This window comes from Agrobacterium sp. CGMCC 11546 (assembly GCF_013365515.1).
In the GTDB taxonomy this organism is placed as follows: domain Bacteria; phylum Pseudomonadota; class Alphaproteobacteria; order Rhizobiales; family Rhizobiaceae; genus Agrobacterium; species Agrobacterium fabrum.
Genome location: NZ_CP047387.1, coordinates 1,599,604 through 1,614,966, shown reverse-complemented (window position 1 = coordinate 1,614,966; position 15,363 = coordinate 1,599,604). Strand labels below are relative to the sequence as shown.

The window sequence follows — 15,363 nt, the reverse complement described above, 5'->3', positions numbered from 1 at the left end:
CTTGTTGCTCGACCACGGACACCCATCAGCCTGGTTCTACCCTGTCTGTAAGGTTTTTGTAGAAGCTCGCTTCGTGGTCGACAGGATCAACGCTCAGATGGCAAGCGAAGCGGCTCTTCTGCAAATGGCGATCTCCACAGTCCCAAATCAGAGCGTGAAGCCCGCCTCCACCAAGAAAGCTCAAAAAGCTTTCCAGTCGCAATTGAAGGTGCTGAACAATGGCGAGCCGTGAAAGAGTCGTCGAATTTGCCGTCAAGGCTCGCGATGAATATTCGAAAGTCCTCCGCAATCTCGAGCAGCAGCAAAAGCGCCTCTCAGCGTCGGCTGCTGCTCAGAGCCGTCGTGCGGTTGTCGGCGTCGCAAAAGGTGAGATTGAAGCCGCCGTTGCAAATTACAAGCGGCTGAGCACCGAAGTTGATCGTTATCGGGCCGTGCAGGCTAACGCTGCTCGGACTGGAGCACTTTCCGCGTCGGAAATGCGCGAACTGGGCGACACCATCAAGCTGGTGCGCGACAGGTCGCGGGAGGCCATGGGAGCGTTGCAGCAGAAGCGTGCGGCCCTTCAGCAGATCAACGGTGAGGCCCGTGTTGGGTTCACAAGCTTCAGCCGGCTTGCAAGTGAGATGCAGCGCGGCGCTGTAGCGTCGACGAATGAGAGTGTTGCACTAGTCAACACCACGGCGGAACTCAACAAACTCACCACGGCGTCGAAAAAGGCTACGACTGCGCAGGGTGCGCTCGGCGATCGCATGGATTCCGTCGGCGGTTCGGGCGGCGGAAAAAAGAAGGGGTCTTCGGCAGGCGGTGATCCTGAAGATATTCTGGTGTACGGTCTGCGACCGTGGCAGTTGACGAACCTTGGCTACCAGGTCAATGACGTTGTCTCTGGTCTTGCCATGGGTCAGGCACCGTTGCAGGTTCTCGCACAGCAAGCTGGTCAGTTCGCGCAGATTTGGCCGAACGTGATGGTGAGCGTCGCACGGTCGATTCCGCAGCTTGTTCTGCTGGGAGGCGTGCTGGCACCGTTCATAGCGGTCGCGATGCGGCTGAAAGAGGCGGGTGACTCTGTAGAGTATTTCCAGAGAAAGCTTGCCCTATCCGCTGACGGCTACCGCAATACCGCGCAGGGGCTTGCTGGCGTCAGCGATGAAATCAAGAAACTCGGTATTTCCATTGATGACGCACGGTCGTTGGCCGCTGGATTTGCGGCCGACGGATTGCCAACAGGCCAGTTCGCTCAGTTCGCGAAAATTGCGAAAAGTATCAGCGACGCTACCGGTGAAGGGGTGGTCGACGCCGGTCAGAGGCTCTCGCAGGCTTTCGGCGGCAATGTCGAGTCGGTCCTCGAACTGAACAAAGAACTCAATTTCCTGACTCTCGCACAATACGATCAGGTGCGGGCGATGAAAGCTTCCGGTGACGAAGCCGGCGCCATGGCCTTTGCACTGGACGCTCTTAAGGCGCGCGCTGCTGCGAGCAAAGTTGAAACGAGCGAGTGGGGAAAAACCCTCGTCGAAGCCAAAGGTGCGTGGAACGACTTCGTTCAGGCGCTTCAGGACACAGGTGTGATCCAGTTCGTTTCGCGGGAGGTCCAGTACTTCGGGCGCGATATTCGCAATATGACTCGAGATGCTCGAGCAGGTGCAAAAGCGCTCAAGGATGTTTTTACCACCGATCTAGAGGACCGCATCCGCGATCTTCGCACCAGCATCCAAACTGAGGAATCTCTCCGATCAACAGGCTTCACCTCTGGCGCCGCTGGTATGTTTGGTGAGGACAATCTTTCAAAGATGAAGTCTGAACTGGCAACTTTGTTGAGCCAGCGTCGAGAACTCGTCGAACATGTAAAAGACGAGTCGTTGTATTCGGAGAAGGCCTATGAGGCCACGAAGAAGACAGTCGCCGCAACGGAGCAAAAAAAGGTGGCGGCGAGGGATGCCGTATATCAACTGCAGGAGCAGATGAGCCAGGAAACCCGCTTGGCGCAATTGAACGAGCGGCAGCAATACATCGAGCAGAAAGCACTGGAAGCGAAGAACAGGTTGCTCGCCGAAGGTGTTCGGTTACGTCAGGAAGAGATTGACGCCGAGCTGAAAAAAGTTCGCGCGTCTGCTGGTGCTAATTTTGACTCCCGTCGGTTCAGCGCGGCGAACGGCTCTTCGTTTGCTGACTGGATCGTTGGTGCCGAGAGCGGCGGCGATCCAAATGCAAAGAACCCTCGGTCATCGGCAACAGGTTTGGGACAATTCCTCGATTCGACATGGTTGAACCTATTCAAGAAGTATTTTCCTGATCGTGCGAAGGGGATGACCGATCCGCTGATACTGGAACTGCGCAAGAACGCGCAGTTGTCCAAGACGATGATCGACCTGTATGCACAGGAAAATGCCGACATCATACAGAAAGCCGGGCTTTCTGTTGACGCTGCGGCCAAGCGCCTAGCGCATTTCCTTGGACCGGGTGACGCTGTCAAGGTTCTAAAGGCAGATGCAGCAACCCCGATCAGCGACTTAGTCGGAGCCGATAAGATTGCAGCCAATCCGACGGTATTGGGCGGTGGGAAAACTGCCGGGCAGGTCCGACAGTGGGCGCAGCCGAATTTTGATATTCCTGATGCTGCCGTCGCTGCGCAGGCACAGATGGTAGAAGATGGTCAGCAGTATCTGGTAGATTATCAGAAACGGGTTGAGCAACAGAAGTTCGAACTGGACCTGATGTCCAAGTCTGCCCGCGAAGCTGCCATTCTCAAAGCCGTTCGCGAAAAAGAGAACGAAGCGCGGGACGCCGGCCTTGAACTGACAAAGGCGCAGCGAGCCGAAACCGAGCGGCTCGCTGCGTTGGAATTTGATCAGAGCAACGTCAATCAGAAGGTCAATGAGCTTCTCGAAAAGCGCTCCGTTTTGATGGAGCGGATGGATTTGGCACAGCAGAGCGGCGATCAGTCCCTCTACACCGCCGCTTTCAACGAACTGGATGCGATCAACGGAAAGCTCAGCGAGGCTATCGCATCTGCCATCGCATTCTGGAAGGCCATGGGCGGCGAGGGCTCGGTCAATGCCATCGCCAATCTCCAGAACATTGAAATCGCGATCGCGCAAACGACTCAGCGCATGCGGACTCAATTCCTCCCTACTGCCGAGGACCTAAATAAGGCCATTGCTGACATCGGCGGATCAGCCTTCAGTTCTTTTGCCGAGGCGATCGCAAAGGGAGAGAATGCGGCCGACGCCTTTTTCAGGGCGTTGCAGCAGGGTATCGCTGAATTCCTCATCGACATCGGCAAGGCCATCGTGAAGCAGGCGCTGTTTAACCTTTTGACCGGTGGAACGAACGCCAGCGGCGGAGCAGGGGGCGGCATCGCCAGTGCGATCACCAAGTTGTTTAGCGCCAAGCACAGCGGCGGCGTCGTCGGGCAGACCACTCAAACCCGTCGCGTAAACCCCGCAGTATTTGCTGGCGCACAGCGCTATCACGGCGGCGGTATCGTAACTGACGGATTGCGCCAAGGCGAGGTTCCGATTGTGGCCCTTGAGGGCGAGGAGGTTCTAACCGAGAACGATCCTCGTCACTCCGCCAACGGCGGTGGCGGGAAAGCCGTCAACCTGAAGGTCGTCAACGCTTTCAGCCCCGAGGACGTGCTGGAAGCCGCCTTGTCCAGCGTCGCTGGTGAACGGGTTATCACCAATTGGATGACCCGGAACCAGAACAAGGTGAACGGTGCACTGGGTCGTTAGTTTGGTTGCGCAATTACACCTTTTGTGAGAAATTCTCGCCAAACGAGGATCGGTTTAACACATGGTAGTCTTCCTCCCTTTCGTGCCGAACTGGCGTAACGGAATCCGGGATACCTACGAATTCAAAACGGATGTGTTCACAGCCCGCGATGGCAGCGAACAACGACGCGCGCTTCGCATCCAACCACGACGAGCGATTGAAGCAACAATCCTTCTCGATGGCGAAAGAATGCGAAACTTCGCGGACGCTGTTAATCGTGCGCGGGACGGTAAAATACAGATCGCCGACTTTTCCGCCGAGCCGGCGCTTGTGACAGCAACGACGGGAGCAGGCGCCAATGTCCTGTCGATCGAGTCGACGCCGCCGTGGCTGGTTAACAGCGGGACTTACGTTCTGATGACGGGACGGACCGCAAGTAAGCTTGCGATCGATTTCGTCGACAACAATACGGTCATTCTAGTCAACCCTCTGACTAAGGCAGTGGGTGCCGGCGCGTATCTGCTTCCATATTTGCCCGCACAGCTTGCAAACTCGAACACCCTGTCACTCTACACCAACCAGGTTGCGACTGCTCCTGTGAAGTTCGATGTTGAGCCCGGCTCGATCGTCCGTATCGCTGACCAGTTGCCTTTCGACGAAAGTGCGGAAGGGGACAGTGTTCAGTCTTTCGGACCTGCTGCAATTCTGTTCGGGCGCTATGTGCTTCTGCGCAAGCCGAACTTCTTGAATAGACCCCAGGTACAGTTCAACCTCAAATTTGAAACCGTCGACTATGATCGAGGCGTGGTCAAAACCTTCACGCCGGTTCCGCTCGTGTCCAGGACGCTGACGGCAACGTATCTTGCAATGAGCCGTGCGGAAGCGATGGCGATCCTCGATATCTTCGTGCGTTGCAAGGGCAGGGCGGGCGAGATTTATGTGCCGACGTGGGGAAGCGATCTCCCGCAGGCACTCAATGTTGCCGACAGGGTGATCCAGTTCGCCGGTACTGATTTCTACGAAACGTATAACGAAGATCGTGCACACGCTGCGGTGTTGATACGAACTCGCAATGGTCAACTACTACCCCGTGAAATCACGTTGATGGCGACGAGCGGCGGCAACACCTTCGTCGAGTTCCATGAGGATGTCGGTGTTGCTGCTTCGGAGATCGAGCAGATTTCGTGGATGTTTGTTTCTCGCTTCGCCCAAGACAGCCTCACGATAGAATGGGTGACGAATACCGTCGCCAACGTCAGCCTCTCTTTCGTGACACTGGAGAACCTGGCCGCTGAAAGCTCGTATGGTAGCAACTGGGTGCTTGCCACCGGCTACTGGCGCGATCGCGGCCAATGGGTAGACACCGCCGTGTGGGAGGACTGAGATGCCCATCGGTCCAGTCGAACCCATCAAAAACGGAGAGTCCGGTGCCAGCGTCCGTGCGAAGCTGAACTTGCTATTGCAAGGCGCGATCGACGGGACTCTGGGTTCCGTGACGCCAGAAGATCTAGACGCCCTGGTCGACACGGTCCCACCTGCTCGGCCGAAGGGTTTTACGCTGGACTCGACACTCGTTCCGTCGAACCTTCTGATCGGCACTTGGGAACCCTCTCTCGAGGGAGACTTTGCGTATTACGAAGTGCAGTTGAAGCAAGGTCTCGGTAGCTGGATCGGTTACCAAACAAGCTCCACTCTGCATCAGGTTCCGATGATTCCGAACACCGTCTACACCGGTCGTGTGTTCGCGGTCGACCGATCGGGCAACAAGTCGGAGCCGAGCGTCGAGTTCACGCACACCACCATTGCCGACGACGTGCCGCCAGTGATGCCAGTAGGTCTCACCGCAACGGGGGGCATCAATTCGACTTGGTTGAAGTGGGCGGCAAACAACGAAATCGACTTCGCGCGGTATGACCTTTTCGAAGCGTTGGAGGAGTTTCCCGCACCAACCGAGACCTCGCTTCCGTCATACACCTCGCAGACGAATGCCTTCGTCGTCGGCGGCCAAGAACCGGAAGTCACTCGCTGGTATTGGGTGCGCGCAATAGACACTTCCGGCAACGTGTCGCCGTGGTCCGCGCCGGCTTCGGCAACGACGGCCAAAATTCGAAGCGAAATCAAAGCAACGCTGGAAGGGATTCTTTTCAAGCCCGGCAACGCGCCCAATGGTAACCGGTTGACCTGGACTGCGGGTCAAATCACCTATGGCGTAGACGGCAGCACGCCGACCAGCCAGAACATACCTTCCGGTGCCGTCACTTTCAGCGGCGCGACCGTCTACGTGTATTACATCCTCGGCGACAACAAGTTCTCGGTCACCACGTCGCTTGTTACGATGTATGCGCAGGATTCCGTGCTGATCGGCGTCTATCGAGGAGGAAACGACTATCAGGCCGTAGAAGGCAAGGCTTACATCGATGGCGGCACGGTCCTCGCACAGACGATCGGTGCGAACCAGCTTGTCGCTGATCAAGCAGTCATCACCGGTTCCGCTCAAATTGCCGAAGCAATTATCGAGAACGCCCACATCGTGGAACTGAGTGCCGCGAAATTGATGGCTGAGACGGCACTCGCGGGCTCCATAACGGTCGGCGGACATGCTTTGGGTGACGTGGCCGATTATGCCAACGACCCTGCCGGCCGCATCAATGAGGCTGTGACGCAGATTGATCCCGGTAAAATCCTGATCTCTGGCGGAACGTCCCTCGCAGACTGGCGGTCAGGCGGAGACACCACCAAGATCAACGGCGGTAACATTGCCACGAATTCCGTCCGCGCAAACGTGCTTGAGATAGGTGCACGGGGCGTCGCGACTGCGGGTATTGCGTTCTCCGGAAATACACCAACTTCGAACCGCGTGAGTTGGACCGGCGGAACGATCACCTACCTGAATGACGCAGGCTCCCCGGTCGAGGTTACAGTAACTGAAAACCCTATTGGGGCGATGTGGACTGACGCCACGATCTATATCTATTGGACGAAAGGGGCCACGTCTCTTTCGTCGACCACGCTGGCGCCAACGGCATTCTCGTCGAACAACATCGTCCTTGCGACTTACAAAGGCGGGTTAAATCTCACCACTGATTACGGCCGCACGATCATTGATGGTCAGGGTATCAAAACCGGGAGCATTGGCGCCGACCAGATTGCGGCGAATGCCATCCGCGCCCAACATATCGCCGCCGACAGCATAACGTCGGCAATGATTAGAGCCGGTGCAGTCACAGCGGACAAGATGAGCGTGACATCGCTTGCAGCGATCACCGCTGTTCTGGGTAACGTTGATATCGGTGACGCTAACATAAGTCGACTGGTCGTAGGCACTTCCAACATCGCGCCGGGTGCGATCACGAGCGTGTCGTTCGCGGAGAGCGGCGGTGGACCAAACACAATCACGCTCGATGTTACAGCAAACCACGGCTTGGGGTCTCCCAAGGTGAAGGTCGAGTTCCGCGGTAACGTCAAGGCTGCGGCAGGTTCCACGTTGCAGACATATGCAGAACTCAGAGACCTCAACGCAAACGTCGTCATCGACAGTATACCTCTCGTAACCACGGGGAACTACGGCCAAACGATACTCTGGTCAAAACTCTTCACACCGCCAGGGAACAGGGCCGCAACAACTTTCCGAGTCACGTTTGCCGGGGTCCCCAACTCCAATTGGTCCATGCTTGAGGCTACGACGTTCACATTCAAGCAATCGTAGACGGTGGCAATTTAAGGGAACAGAATCGTGTCGTTCGACCAATTTGAAAATAGCCGGTATAGCGGCACACCTGTATCGCTCTATTTGATCCAAGGTGCAGAAAACAACGGTGAAAACGGAAAGATTGGACCGTTCGGGTTCAACAATGGCGAAACGACGATCACTAAAAAGATCGGCGTCGATGATCAGGGACAGGACATTCTTCTCCCGTTTTATCCTTGGCCAATCAAGAACAGCACCATCAGTCATGACGGATCGCTCGACAAATCCGATGTTACCGTAACCATGTCCCTCGGCACTGAGATCGACCAGCTCTTTCTCGCATATCCTCCGTCACAGGTTGTGAACCTCACAATCTTTGAAGGCCACGTCGGCGCTCCTGTAACAGACGAGAATTATCCTGCCATTTGGTTGGGGCGGATACTTGGAAGCACCTACAGGAAAAACGAAATGGAATTGTCGTGCCAGCCCGTGTCGACCGCATTGCGACGACCGGGACTGAGGCGAAACTACCAGATTGGTTGCCCTCACGTTCTTTACGGATCTCAGTGCAGAGCGAATCGTGCCGCAGCGACGGTCGGTAAGTCCGTGGCCAGCGTCTCGAGAAACAGGATCACGACCGACTCATGGTTGGGTGACAATTTCGCGCTCTATGTGGGCGGCCTGTTGGAGTGGATCAATTCCGAAACCGGCGTCCGAGAGCTGCGCACAATCGCCTCGGTGGAGAACGTTGGCTTCACCAGTGTGATCGTCATTCGCGGAGTGGCCCGTGGATTGGCTGTCGGGACGTCGCTTTCTGTCATCAGGGGCTGCAATCGACAGATGAGTGGCTGTAACCAGCACGGCAACATCTTGAACTATGGCGGCCAACCGTTCATCCCGCTTGAAAATCCCCTTTCCTCCAAGAACCAATTCTACTAGAATTACTCACTAAACGTGAAATCCACGAAAAGTGAGCCATGCCCTTTCCGTTCCTTGCATTGTTCGTTCAGCTTCTGGTCGGCATAGGATCGATGGTGATCGGCTATCTCATGATGCCGAAAGCCTCGACATCTCAGCCCGAGGAAGTGACGGACATGGACGAGCCGACGGCTGAGAGCCGGCCTATACCTGTCGTCTTTGGCGAACTCGATGTTGCGCCCAACATCCTCTGGTTCGGCGACAAGGCAACGACCAGCAGAAAGGTTTCTGCGTGAGCGAGGTCGATCCCATCGTTACGATTAGCGACATACGTCCGTTCTTCTGCGTGAAGGGCGTGCGCAAAGCGTTTGCGGCTGGCGGTGGCGACTTCGACCACTTCCTCAGACACGGTATGCCAGCCTCAGAATTGAGGGGCAAAGGCTTTGACGCTCAGCTTGATCGCGTTCTCGATGCTATCCGCTCGAGGGCCTCCTAATGGGAATGGGCGGCAAGGGCGAAGGCAAAGTCGAAATCTACGAGTACACGATGGGTCTCCATATGGGCATTTGCGCCTATGGAGACGGCGTTAAGCTGATTGCCGCGAAATACAACGAAAAGGAAATCTGGCGCGGGGAATTGGTCGACGAGACGACCGTCGCAATCAACAAGCCAGATCTGTTCGGCGATGTGAAAAAGGAGGGCGGAGTCAAAGGCCTTCTGTGGTGGTTGCCGGGAAAAGCAACGCAGGTCATGCCGGCATCACTGGCAGCCCGCCTTGGCTTAACGAGCGCGACATGCCCCGGCTTTCGCGGATTTACCAGTGTGTTCCTGACAGGCGTGGCAGACGTTTGGGAAGGTGCATATCAAGGGCTCGTGAACGCGCTGAACAATCAGCCGTCGGCTTTCAAGCGCGGCTTTTATCTGGCTGCAAACAATCCATATCTGCGCGCCTTTTCGTTCCGTATTCGCCGGGCTCCGATCGGTCTCAATCCTGCTCTTGCGCTTATTCAGGTTGACAGCGATTCCTACGGCCGACCCCAGTACGGTGCAAATCCCGCGCACATCATCTACGAGTGCCTCACCAACCAGGATTGGGGAATGGGAGAGTCGCCGGGCGTCATCGACAAGGACTCTTTTGAGGCTGCCGCACAACTATTCTACAACGAACGACTTGGAATGAGCCTTGTCTGGACCCGCCAGAGCGAAATCCAGAAGTTCATCGGCGAGGTCTGCAACCATGTTCAGGCCGCTGTCTTCGTGAAGCCGTCGACTGGAAAGCACACGATCAAGGCTCTCCGAGGCGACTATGATGTCGATCTCCTTCCGGTCATCGATGCGAGCAATGCAGTCCTTGCCAATTTCGCGCGCAAGGCGTGGGGCGAACTCGCGAATGAAATCGTGGTCACGATGACCAATGCCGAAACCGGCAAGAGTGAAACGATCACCGTTCAGGACTTGGCAGGCATTGCCGCAGAGGGTGGCATCGTCAGCTCGTCGAGAAACTATTATGGTTTCACCTCGAAATCTGCGGCACAGTATGTGGCCGAGCGCGATCTGGCCGCGTCCGTAAATCCCATCGCAACATGTCAGGCGCAGGTGACGCGGCAGTTTTGGGATACTGTCAGCAGCGACGTGGTCGTGCTGACTTGGCCCGAATACGACATTGAGCGCATAGTATTTCGTGTCTCCGAGGCTCAGAGAGATTCCAACACTGTGACGCTCGATCTCTACGAAGACATCTTTGGGCTCGATCTTGCGAGCTACCTCGAGTCGGATGACACGGCGTGGGTCAATCCATCACAACCGCCGACACCTGCTTCCTACTACCAGATCGGCACAGCCCCTGCATTCATGGCCGCCGCTGCCCTGAAGCTCAATGATCCGTCCGAACTCGAATACCCGGAAGCGCTGGCAGCCGTGACGGTTGGTGCCGACAGCGACGATGATGTGAACTACGATCTCGTGACCTATGTCACGGACGTGAACGGGACCACCAAACGTTCATCGATCGGCACGCGCCCGTTCTTCGGCACTTTCGCGCTTACCACTCCGCTCGTCGCCGAGTCGCAAAGCCAGTTGACCACGCTACCAGGTCTTCGCGGCGGGGTTCCGTCGGCTGGCGATTTCATTCTCATCGGAACAGGGAATGACGAGTATACGGAAATCTGCACCGTGCAGACGGCGGATGCTCTCGGTTATCTGCTGAACCGCGGGATGCTCGATACGGTGCCAAAAGCTTGGCCTGTCGGGACGCGTTGTTTCATCATTCCAGCAGACTCGGTCATGGTTGACCCCACGGTGCGATCCGTTTTCGAAAGCACTTCCTACTGGCTGCTGACCAGGACAACAGCCGGCGCACTGCCTCTGGCGAACGCACCACAGCTCAACATCTCAATCAGCCCACGTCCGTATCGGCCCAACCGGCCTGCCAACGTGAAGATCAATGGCGTCAGTTTCGGTGCAGTCGACGCGCGTTCTGCGTCCGAACTATCTGTAAGCTGGTCGAACCGCAACCGCATCCTCGAGTCGACGCAGGCTCTGAAATGGAATGAGGCTGATGTTGGCGGCGAAGACGGTCAGACGACGCGCATCGATGTTCGCACGACGACCGGGACATTGATCACCAGTTATTCCGGTCTGACCGGGAACACGTTCACCATTCCGCTGAGTGACCTTGGTACGAACGTCAACTCGACGGTCACCGTATCGGCCGAACGGGACGGTTATCGCTCCCTGCAGGCACACTCGCTGGCGGTCCAAATCACACCTCGCGACGCGATTAGATTGTCCGGTGACGAGAGCGGTTATCTCCGTCTGTCGGGCGACCAAAGCGGCCGCATTCTACTCTCAGGAGACGCCTGATGGCCGACAAAGAACTTGGAGCCCTATCACCGATCGAAACTCTGCTCGCGGCGGCGCTGTTTCATACGGTCCAAGGTGGCAATAGCCGGAAGGTGACAGCGCAGCAGATTGCTGACTTCGTCAACGGCAACTATCCGGAATTCATTCGCACGCTTCTCACGGCCCAGGACGCCGACGACATTTATGCGGCCATTGGTGCGGCGCCTGACGCAGCTAAACTCGGCGGCCAGTCGCCATCGTTCTTTGCCTCAGCGGAGGCAGTTGATGATGCACTTGCGGATAAAGTGCCCACTTCGCGCACGATCGCAGGCCATGCGCTCACCGCGGACGTTACGCTCGTAAAAGCGGATGTTGGACTGGGGAACGCGGACAACACATCAGATGTCGATAAGCCGATAAGTACTTTGCAACAAGCTGCGCTTGATCAGAAGGTAGCCGGGCCAAACGGTGGCGTCACAAACAACTTTCCGGTTGCCTTCGACACGGCTACTGGAAAGCTGATCAAAGCGATAACCGGAGCCATAGCCGCACTTCATGGTTTGACGCCATCGGCTAATACATTCCCATACTTCACTGGCCCTGCAGCTGCTGCGCTTGCCGATCTGACACCTCTCGCTCGCTCATTGCTGGATGACACGACTGGCGCGGCAATGTACGCCACGCTCGGGGCTACCCAGTTCCTTGGCAACGATGGTTTTGTTAGATTACCCAATGGGCTAATGATCCAGTGGGGTCAGCGATCAGCCGGGTCGGGGGTCGCCGACGTCTTGTTCCCTACCGCTTTCCCGAATGCAGCCTACAGGGTCATCGTTGGGACGGACATCGACAACAACACCGGAACCGATGCGTACGTGAACTGGTCAAGCTTGCTTTCGCTTACCGGATTTCGGTTGAACGGAAGGTTTATAATCAGCGGCGGCACGGTCGGGCCGGGCGGAGTTGTTGCAAATTTCATCGCCATAGGAAGGTGACAGATGACAAAAGCTGTATTCAACTCGGACGGTATTCCTCTCGGTTTTTACAATGAGGAAATACACGGAGAAAACATTCCCGCTGACGCAATCGATATATCCGACGAACAATGGGTAGATCTTTTGGCTGGCTGTGGAAGCCGCGTATGGAAAAACGGCGAGGTTGTGGACATTGATCCGACTTTCAATGCCCCGACCATCGCTGACTACGAAAACGCCATCCAGAACCTTGTCGACAGCACGGCGCGTGAGAAGCAATTCCGTGACGGCGTCACGCTCGCATCCTACACGGCATCGACAAAGCCCAACTGGGCAGCAGAGGCTCAAGCCTTTGTCGCATGGCGCGATAATGTCTGGTTCTACGCTTACGGCGAATTGGCCAAGGTGCAGGCCGGGCAACGCCAGCAACCCTCAGTCGAAGAGTTTCTCGCAGAGATCCCTCCGATCGAATGGCCTCAAGCGTAAAGGACACCCCAATGACATCCTACGTCGACTCACTGAAACGACAGAACGCTTTCCTCCAATCGGAAATCGAGCGGCACGCGAACGCGGTTGACGCTCTCGCGTCCGAACTCGACCTGAGGACCCGTCAATGCGACGATCTACAAAAGCAGCTTGAGGAATTGCAGAACGATCAGGCGGAGCTTCCTTTTGATGCTCAAAATTCCTCACAAAAGTTGTAATTTGCGCTGACGTTGTGTATTTCTGATCGGGTCCACATCGTTCCCGAGGATTAATTCATGACAGCAGTGTCCGTCTCGCAGGTCCGCGCCGCAGCAAAGGGGCGCGTTGACGAAAGCAACCTGAATTCTGTCATGATGGCGCTGTCAAAATACGGTGCCGGTGCCGGCTTGAACCTGCCGCATCGCACCGTTCCGTACCTGTCACAACTGATGCATGAGAGCGGATCGTTCCGGTATGACCGCGAAATTTGGGGCCCGACACCTGCGCAAGAGCGCTACGACACCCGCACCGATCTCGGTAACACCCCCGAGAAAGACGGCGACGGCTACAAGAACCGTGGTCGCGGCCCAATCCAGGTTACTGGCGGCCGTAACATTCGCACCTTCTACCAGTGGTGCGTGCGGAAAGGGCTCAATCCTCCCGACTTCGTTAAGAACCCCGATCTCATCAACACCGATCCGTGGGAAGGTCTTTCGGCGATCTGGTACTGGGACGAGGGGAACCCTGACGGCAAGAGCCTGAACCGCTACGCGGATCGCAACGACCTCGAAATGATCACACGCCGCATCAATGGCGGCCTCAACGGCTACGCAGATCGCCTGGATTATTACACGCGCCTCGGTCTCGCTGTTCTCGGTTTCAATGTCACCGACATCATCGGCCTGCAGAACGCAGGGCAGAAGGCGGGCTACTACAAGGGCAAGCTCGACGGTCTCGACGGCCCTCAAACGCGTGCTGCCATCCACCTTATGCTCGTAGACCTCTCGCCCAAGTCGCAGGTTATCGAGGTTAAAGCTGCGCCCGTTACCGAAGAAAAACCGGTGCCGGTTACACCGCCGAGCCTGGATGCTCCGTGGTGGAAATCGAAGGAAGTCATCGTGCCCGCAGTTACCGGTGGCGGACTTTCCTCCGGGCTGGCTGCCGTCGGCTCGATGCCGTGGCAGAACCTCGCATTGATCCTCGTTGCATTCGGCCTCGCTGGCGCATTCCTGCTCTGGCGGAAGAAGTCCGATGCGAAGGCCGTCTCTGACCAGGTGCAGGGGATGGCGTGATGGGTGAGGTCAGGACGGAACCCGTCGAAGCGACATATTGCGAAGATATCGAAGAGGTGAACGCCAAGGCCGGTGCATTCGAGTTCTTCGTCGATCGCGAAGAAAACGTGGCGGGGATGATCTATTCCTGTCCGTGCGGATGCGGTCGAACGGGTGCGCTGAACTTCCGTCCACATCCGTCACCGTCGTGGCAATGGAACGGCGATCGCGAAAAGCCGACGCTGACTCCAAGTGTCCACCATGTGGGCCACTGGCACGGGTTCCTCACCGACGGCGTCTGGAGATCATGCTGATGTTCAGTTTCACCGACTATCTCAAACTCGGTATTGGCGCGATCGCTGGTGCAGCACTGATGGCTGTGCCGGCGTGCTCATACGGCGTCCATCGAGAACGCGAAAGCGCGAAAGTCGAGGCCGCGAAAGAAGCGCTCGGCCGCATCACCAAAATGGAGAAAAACGATGCTTCGTTCCGCAAGCTTCCGTCTCGCGAGCGTTGCCTTGCTATCGTGCGTGATAGCGGGCTGCCAGACAGCACCTGCGATGAACGGTAGCGGGTATCAGGTCACCCGGTTCTCTGATCCGGAGGCCGCACGGCTTGCTTCACAGGATCCGACGGCCGGTCCTGCGATCTATTCCAACAATCGCCAGTGCAGCCGCGATGCTGCCTGCCGCAAATAAGGGCAGGAAACCGTGACATGACTGAACAACTTCCGGAGAAGATGGTGGAGCTGCCAGAAAAGACCAGGGCCTTCCTTGCCGGGCTCCGTCTCGATGAATTGAAGACCCTCGAGGCAATCATCGAAATGCCAGCCGAAGATGTCCGAGAAGGATTTCGAATGGTGCGGGATATGCGGACCGTGGGCAAATTCATGCGCTGGCTACTGCTATCGATGATCGCGCTCTTCGTCGGCTCCATCATGCTTTACGAGAATATCCAAAAAGCTATCGGCTATCTGAAGGGAGGGCCGGCGCCATGAAACGCATCGTGTGGAAAGTGGTAGGCGTTGGCGTTTTCGCGCTGGCTGGGTTGGGTTCAATCAATCTAGGTATTTGGGTTGCCGACCGGGAACCTCCGATCATCTACGAAGATGCAAAAGCACTGTCGCCGTCGGTAGAGCAGGGCGGAACGATCGAGATCGAGTTCTCAGTATTCAGGACGCGGATCTGCCCGCTCATTGCCAAGCGTTGGCTCACTGACTCTGCGAACGAACGACATAACATCCCGCAGTTCACCACCGGTCTAAAGCTGCTGGCGGGCAGGGAGACCTACCGACGGTCTATCACTGTACCTCAGTCGGCATCTGCCGGATCGGCCGAGTATCGCGTGACCTTGGAGTACGTGTGCAACCCTCTCCAGAAGTTCCTCGGACCGATCGTTGTCACTTCGCCGCCCGTCCGATTCGATGTGTTGCCTGAACGATTTGTAGTCGCGCCGCCAGCTTAACAAATCGCCGGCGCTCCTCGATCTTGCTTTC

The 15,363-nt window shown here is 56.6% G+C and carries 15 protein-coding genes; all 15 read left to right on the top strand.

Features of this window, described 5'->3' with window-relative positions; genetic code table 11:
- Positions 1 to 4 precede the first annotated feature (4 nt).
- Entirely contained in the window at positions 5 to 232 is a 228-nt protein-coding gene (locus tag GSF67_RS08145; protein WP_128822021.1) for a hypothetical protein, read from the top strand.
- Complete coding sequence (locus GSF67_RS08140) at positions 219 to 3,734, top strand: phage tail length tape measure family protein (RefSeq protein ID WP_006314186.1); 3,516 nt, start codon at positions 219 to 221, stop codon at positions 3,732 to 3,734. Before GSF67_RS08145 ends, GSF67_RS08140 begins: the two co-directional genes overlap by 14 nt.
- 61 nt (positions 3,735 to 3,795) lie before the next feature.
- Entirely contained in the window at positions 3,796 to 5,097 is a 1,302-nt protein-coding gene (locus tag GSF67_RS08135) for a hypothetical protein (protein WP_006314187.1), read from the top strand.
- A gap of 1 nt (position 5,098) precedes the next feature.
- Positions 5,099 to 7,420: a hypothetical protein gene (locus GSF67_RS08130; protein ID WP_006314188.1), complete on the top strand. Its 2,322-nt coding sequence runs from the start codon at positions 5,099 to 5,101 to the stop codon at positions 7,418 to 7,420.
- A gap of 27 nt (positions 7,421 to 7,447) precedes the next feature.
- Positions 7,448 to 8,341: a phage BR0599 family protein gene (locus tag GSF67_RS08125; RefSeq protein ID WP_006314189.1), complete on the top strand. Its 894-nt coding sequence runs from the start codon at positions 7,448 to 7,450 to the stop codon at positions 8,339 to 8,341.
- Positions 8,342 to 8,379: 38 nt separating this feature from the next.
- Positions 8,380 to 8,616, top strand: a complete 237-nt coding sequence (locus tag GSF67_RS08120) for a hypothetical protein (RefSeq protein ID WP_006314190.1) — start codon at positions 8,380 to 8,382, stop codon at positions 8,614 to 8,616.
- 205 nt (positions 8,617 to 8,821) lie between these two features.
- Positions 8,822 to 11,182 carry a phage tail protein gene (locus GSF67_RS08115; protein ID WP_157998612.1) on the top strand — a complete coding sequence of 787 codons (2,361 nt, stop codon included), beginning with the start codon at positions 8,822 to 8,824 and terminating at the stop codon, positions 11,180 to 11,182.
- Positions 11,182 to 12,153 (top strand): hypothetical protein, encoded by a 972-nt coding sequence (locus tag GSF67_RS08110; RefSeq protein WP_006314199.1) that lies wholly within the window; start codon positions 11,182 to 11,184, stop codon positions 12,151 to 12,153. Before GSF67_RS08115 ends, GSF67_RS08110 begins: the two co-directional genes overlap by 1 nt.
- A gap of 3 nt (positions 12,154 to 12,156) precedes the next feature.
- On the top strand, positions 12,157 to 12,618 hold the full coding sequence (locus GSF67_RS26015) for a hypothetical protein (RefSeq protein WP_006314200.1): 462 nt from the start codon (positions 12,157 to 12,159) through the stop codon (positions 12,616 to 12,618).
- Positions 12,619 to 12,629: 11 nt separating this feature from the next.
- Positions 12,630 to 12,836 (top strand): hypothetical protein, encoded by a 207-nt coding sequence (locus GSF67_RS08100; RefSeq protein ID WP_006314201.1) that lies wholly within the window; start codon positions 12,630 to 12,632, stop codon positions 12,834 to 12,836.
- 57 nt (positions 12,837 to 12,893) lie between these two features.
- Entirely contained in the window at positions 12,894 to 13,889 is a 996-nt protein-coding gene (locus GSF67_RS08095; RefSeq protein ID WP_006314202.1) for a glycoside hydrolase family 19 protein, read from the top strand.
- The gene (locus GSF67_RS08090; RefSeq protein WP_006314203.1) at positions 13,889 to 14,182 is read left to right on the top strand and encodes a DUF6527 family protein; all 294 of its coding nucleotides are present in this window, start codon (positions 13,889 to 13,891) and stop codon (positions 14,180 to 14,182) included. Before GSF67_RS08095 ends, GSF67_RS08090 begins: the two co-directional genes overlap by 1 nt.
- The gene (locus GSF67_RS08085; protein WP_128822019.1) at positions 14,182 to 14,439 is read left to right on the top strand and encodes a hypothetical protein; all 258 of its coding nucleotides are present in this window, start codon (positions 14,182 to 14,184) and stop codon (positions 14,437 to 14,439) included. Before GSF67_RS08090 ends, GSF67_RS08085 begins: the two co-directional genes overlap by 1 nt.
- Positions 14,440 to 14,583: 144 nt before the next feature.
- A complete protein-coding gene (locus GSF67_RS08080) occupies positions 14,584 to 14,865 on the top strand; it encodes a hypothetical protein (protein WP_006314206.1) in 282 nt (93 codons plus the stop codon).
- Positions 14,862 to 15,332: a hypothetical protein gene (locus GSF67_RS08075; RefSeq protein WP_006314209.1), complete on the top strand. Its 471-nt coding sequence runs from the start codon at positions 14,862 to 14,864 to the stop codon at positions 15,330 to 15,332. The genes GSF67_RS08080 and GSF67_RS08075 overlap by 4 nt, the downstream gene beginning before the upstream one ends.
- Positions 15,333 to 15,363 lie beyond the last annotated feature (31 nt).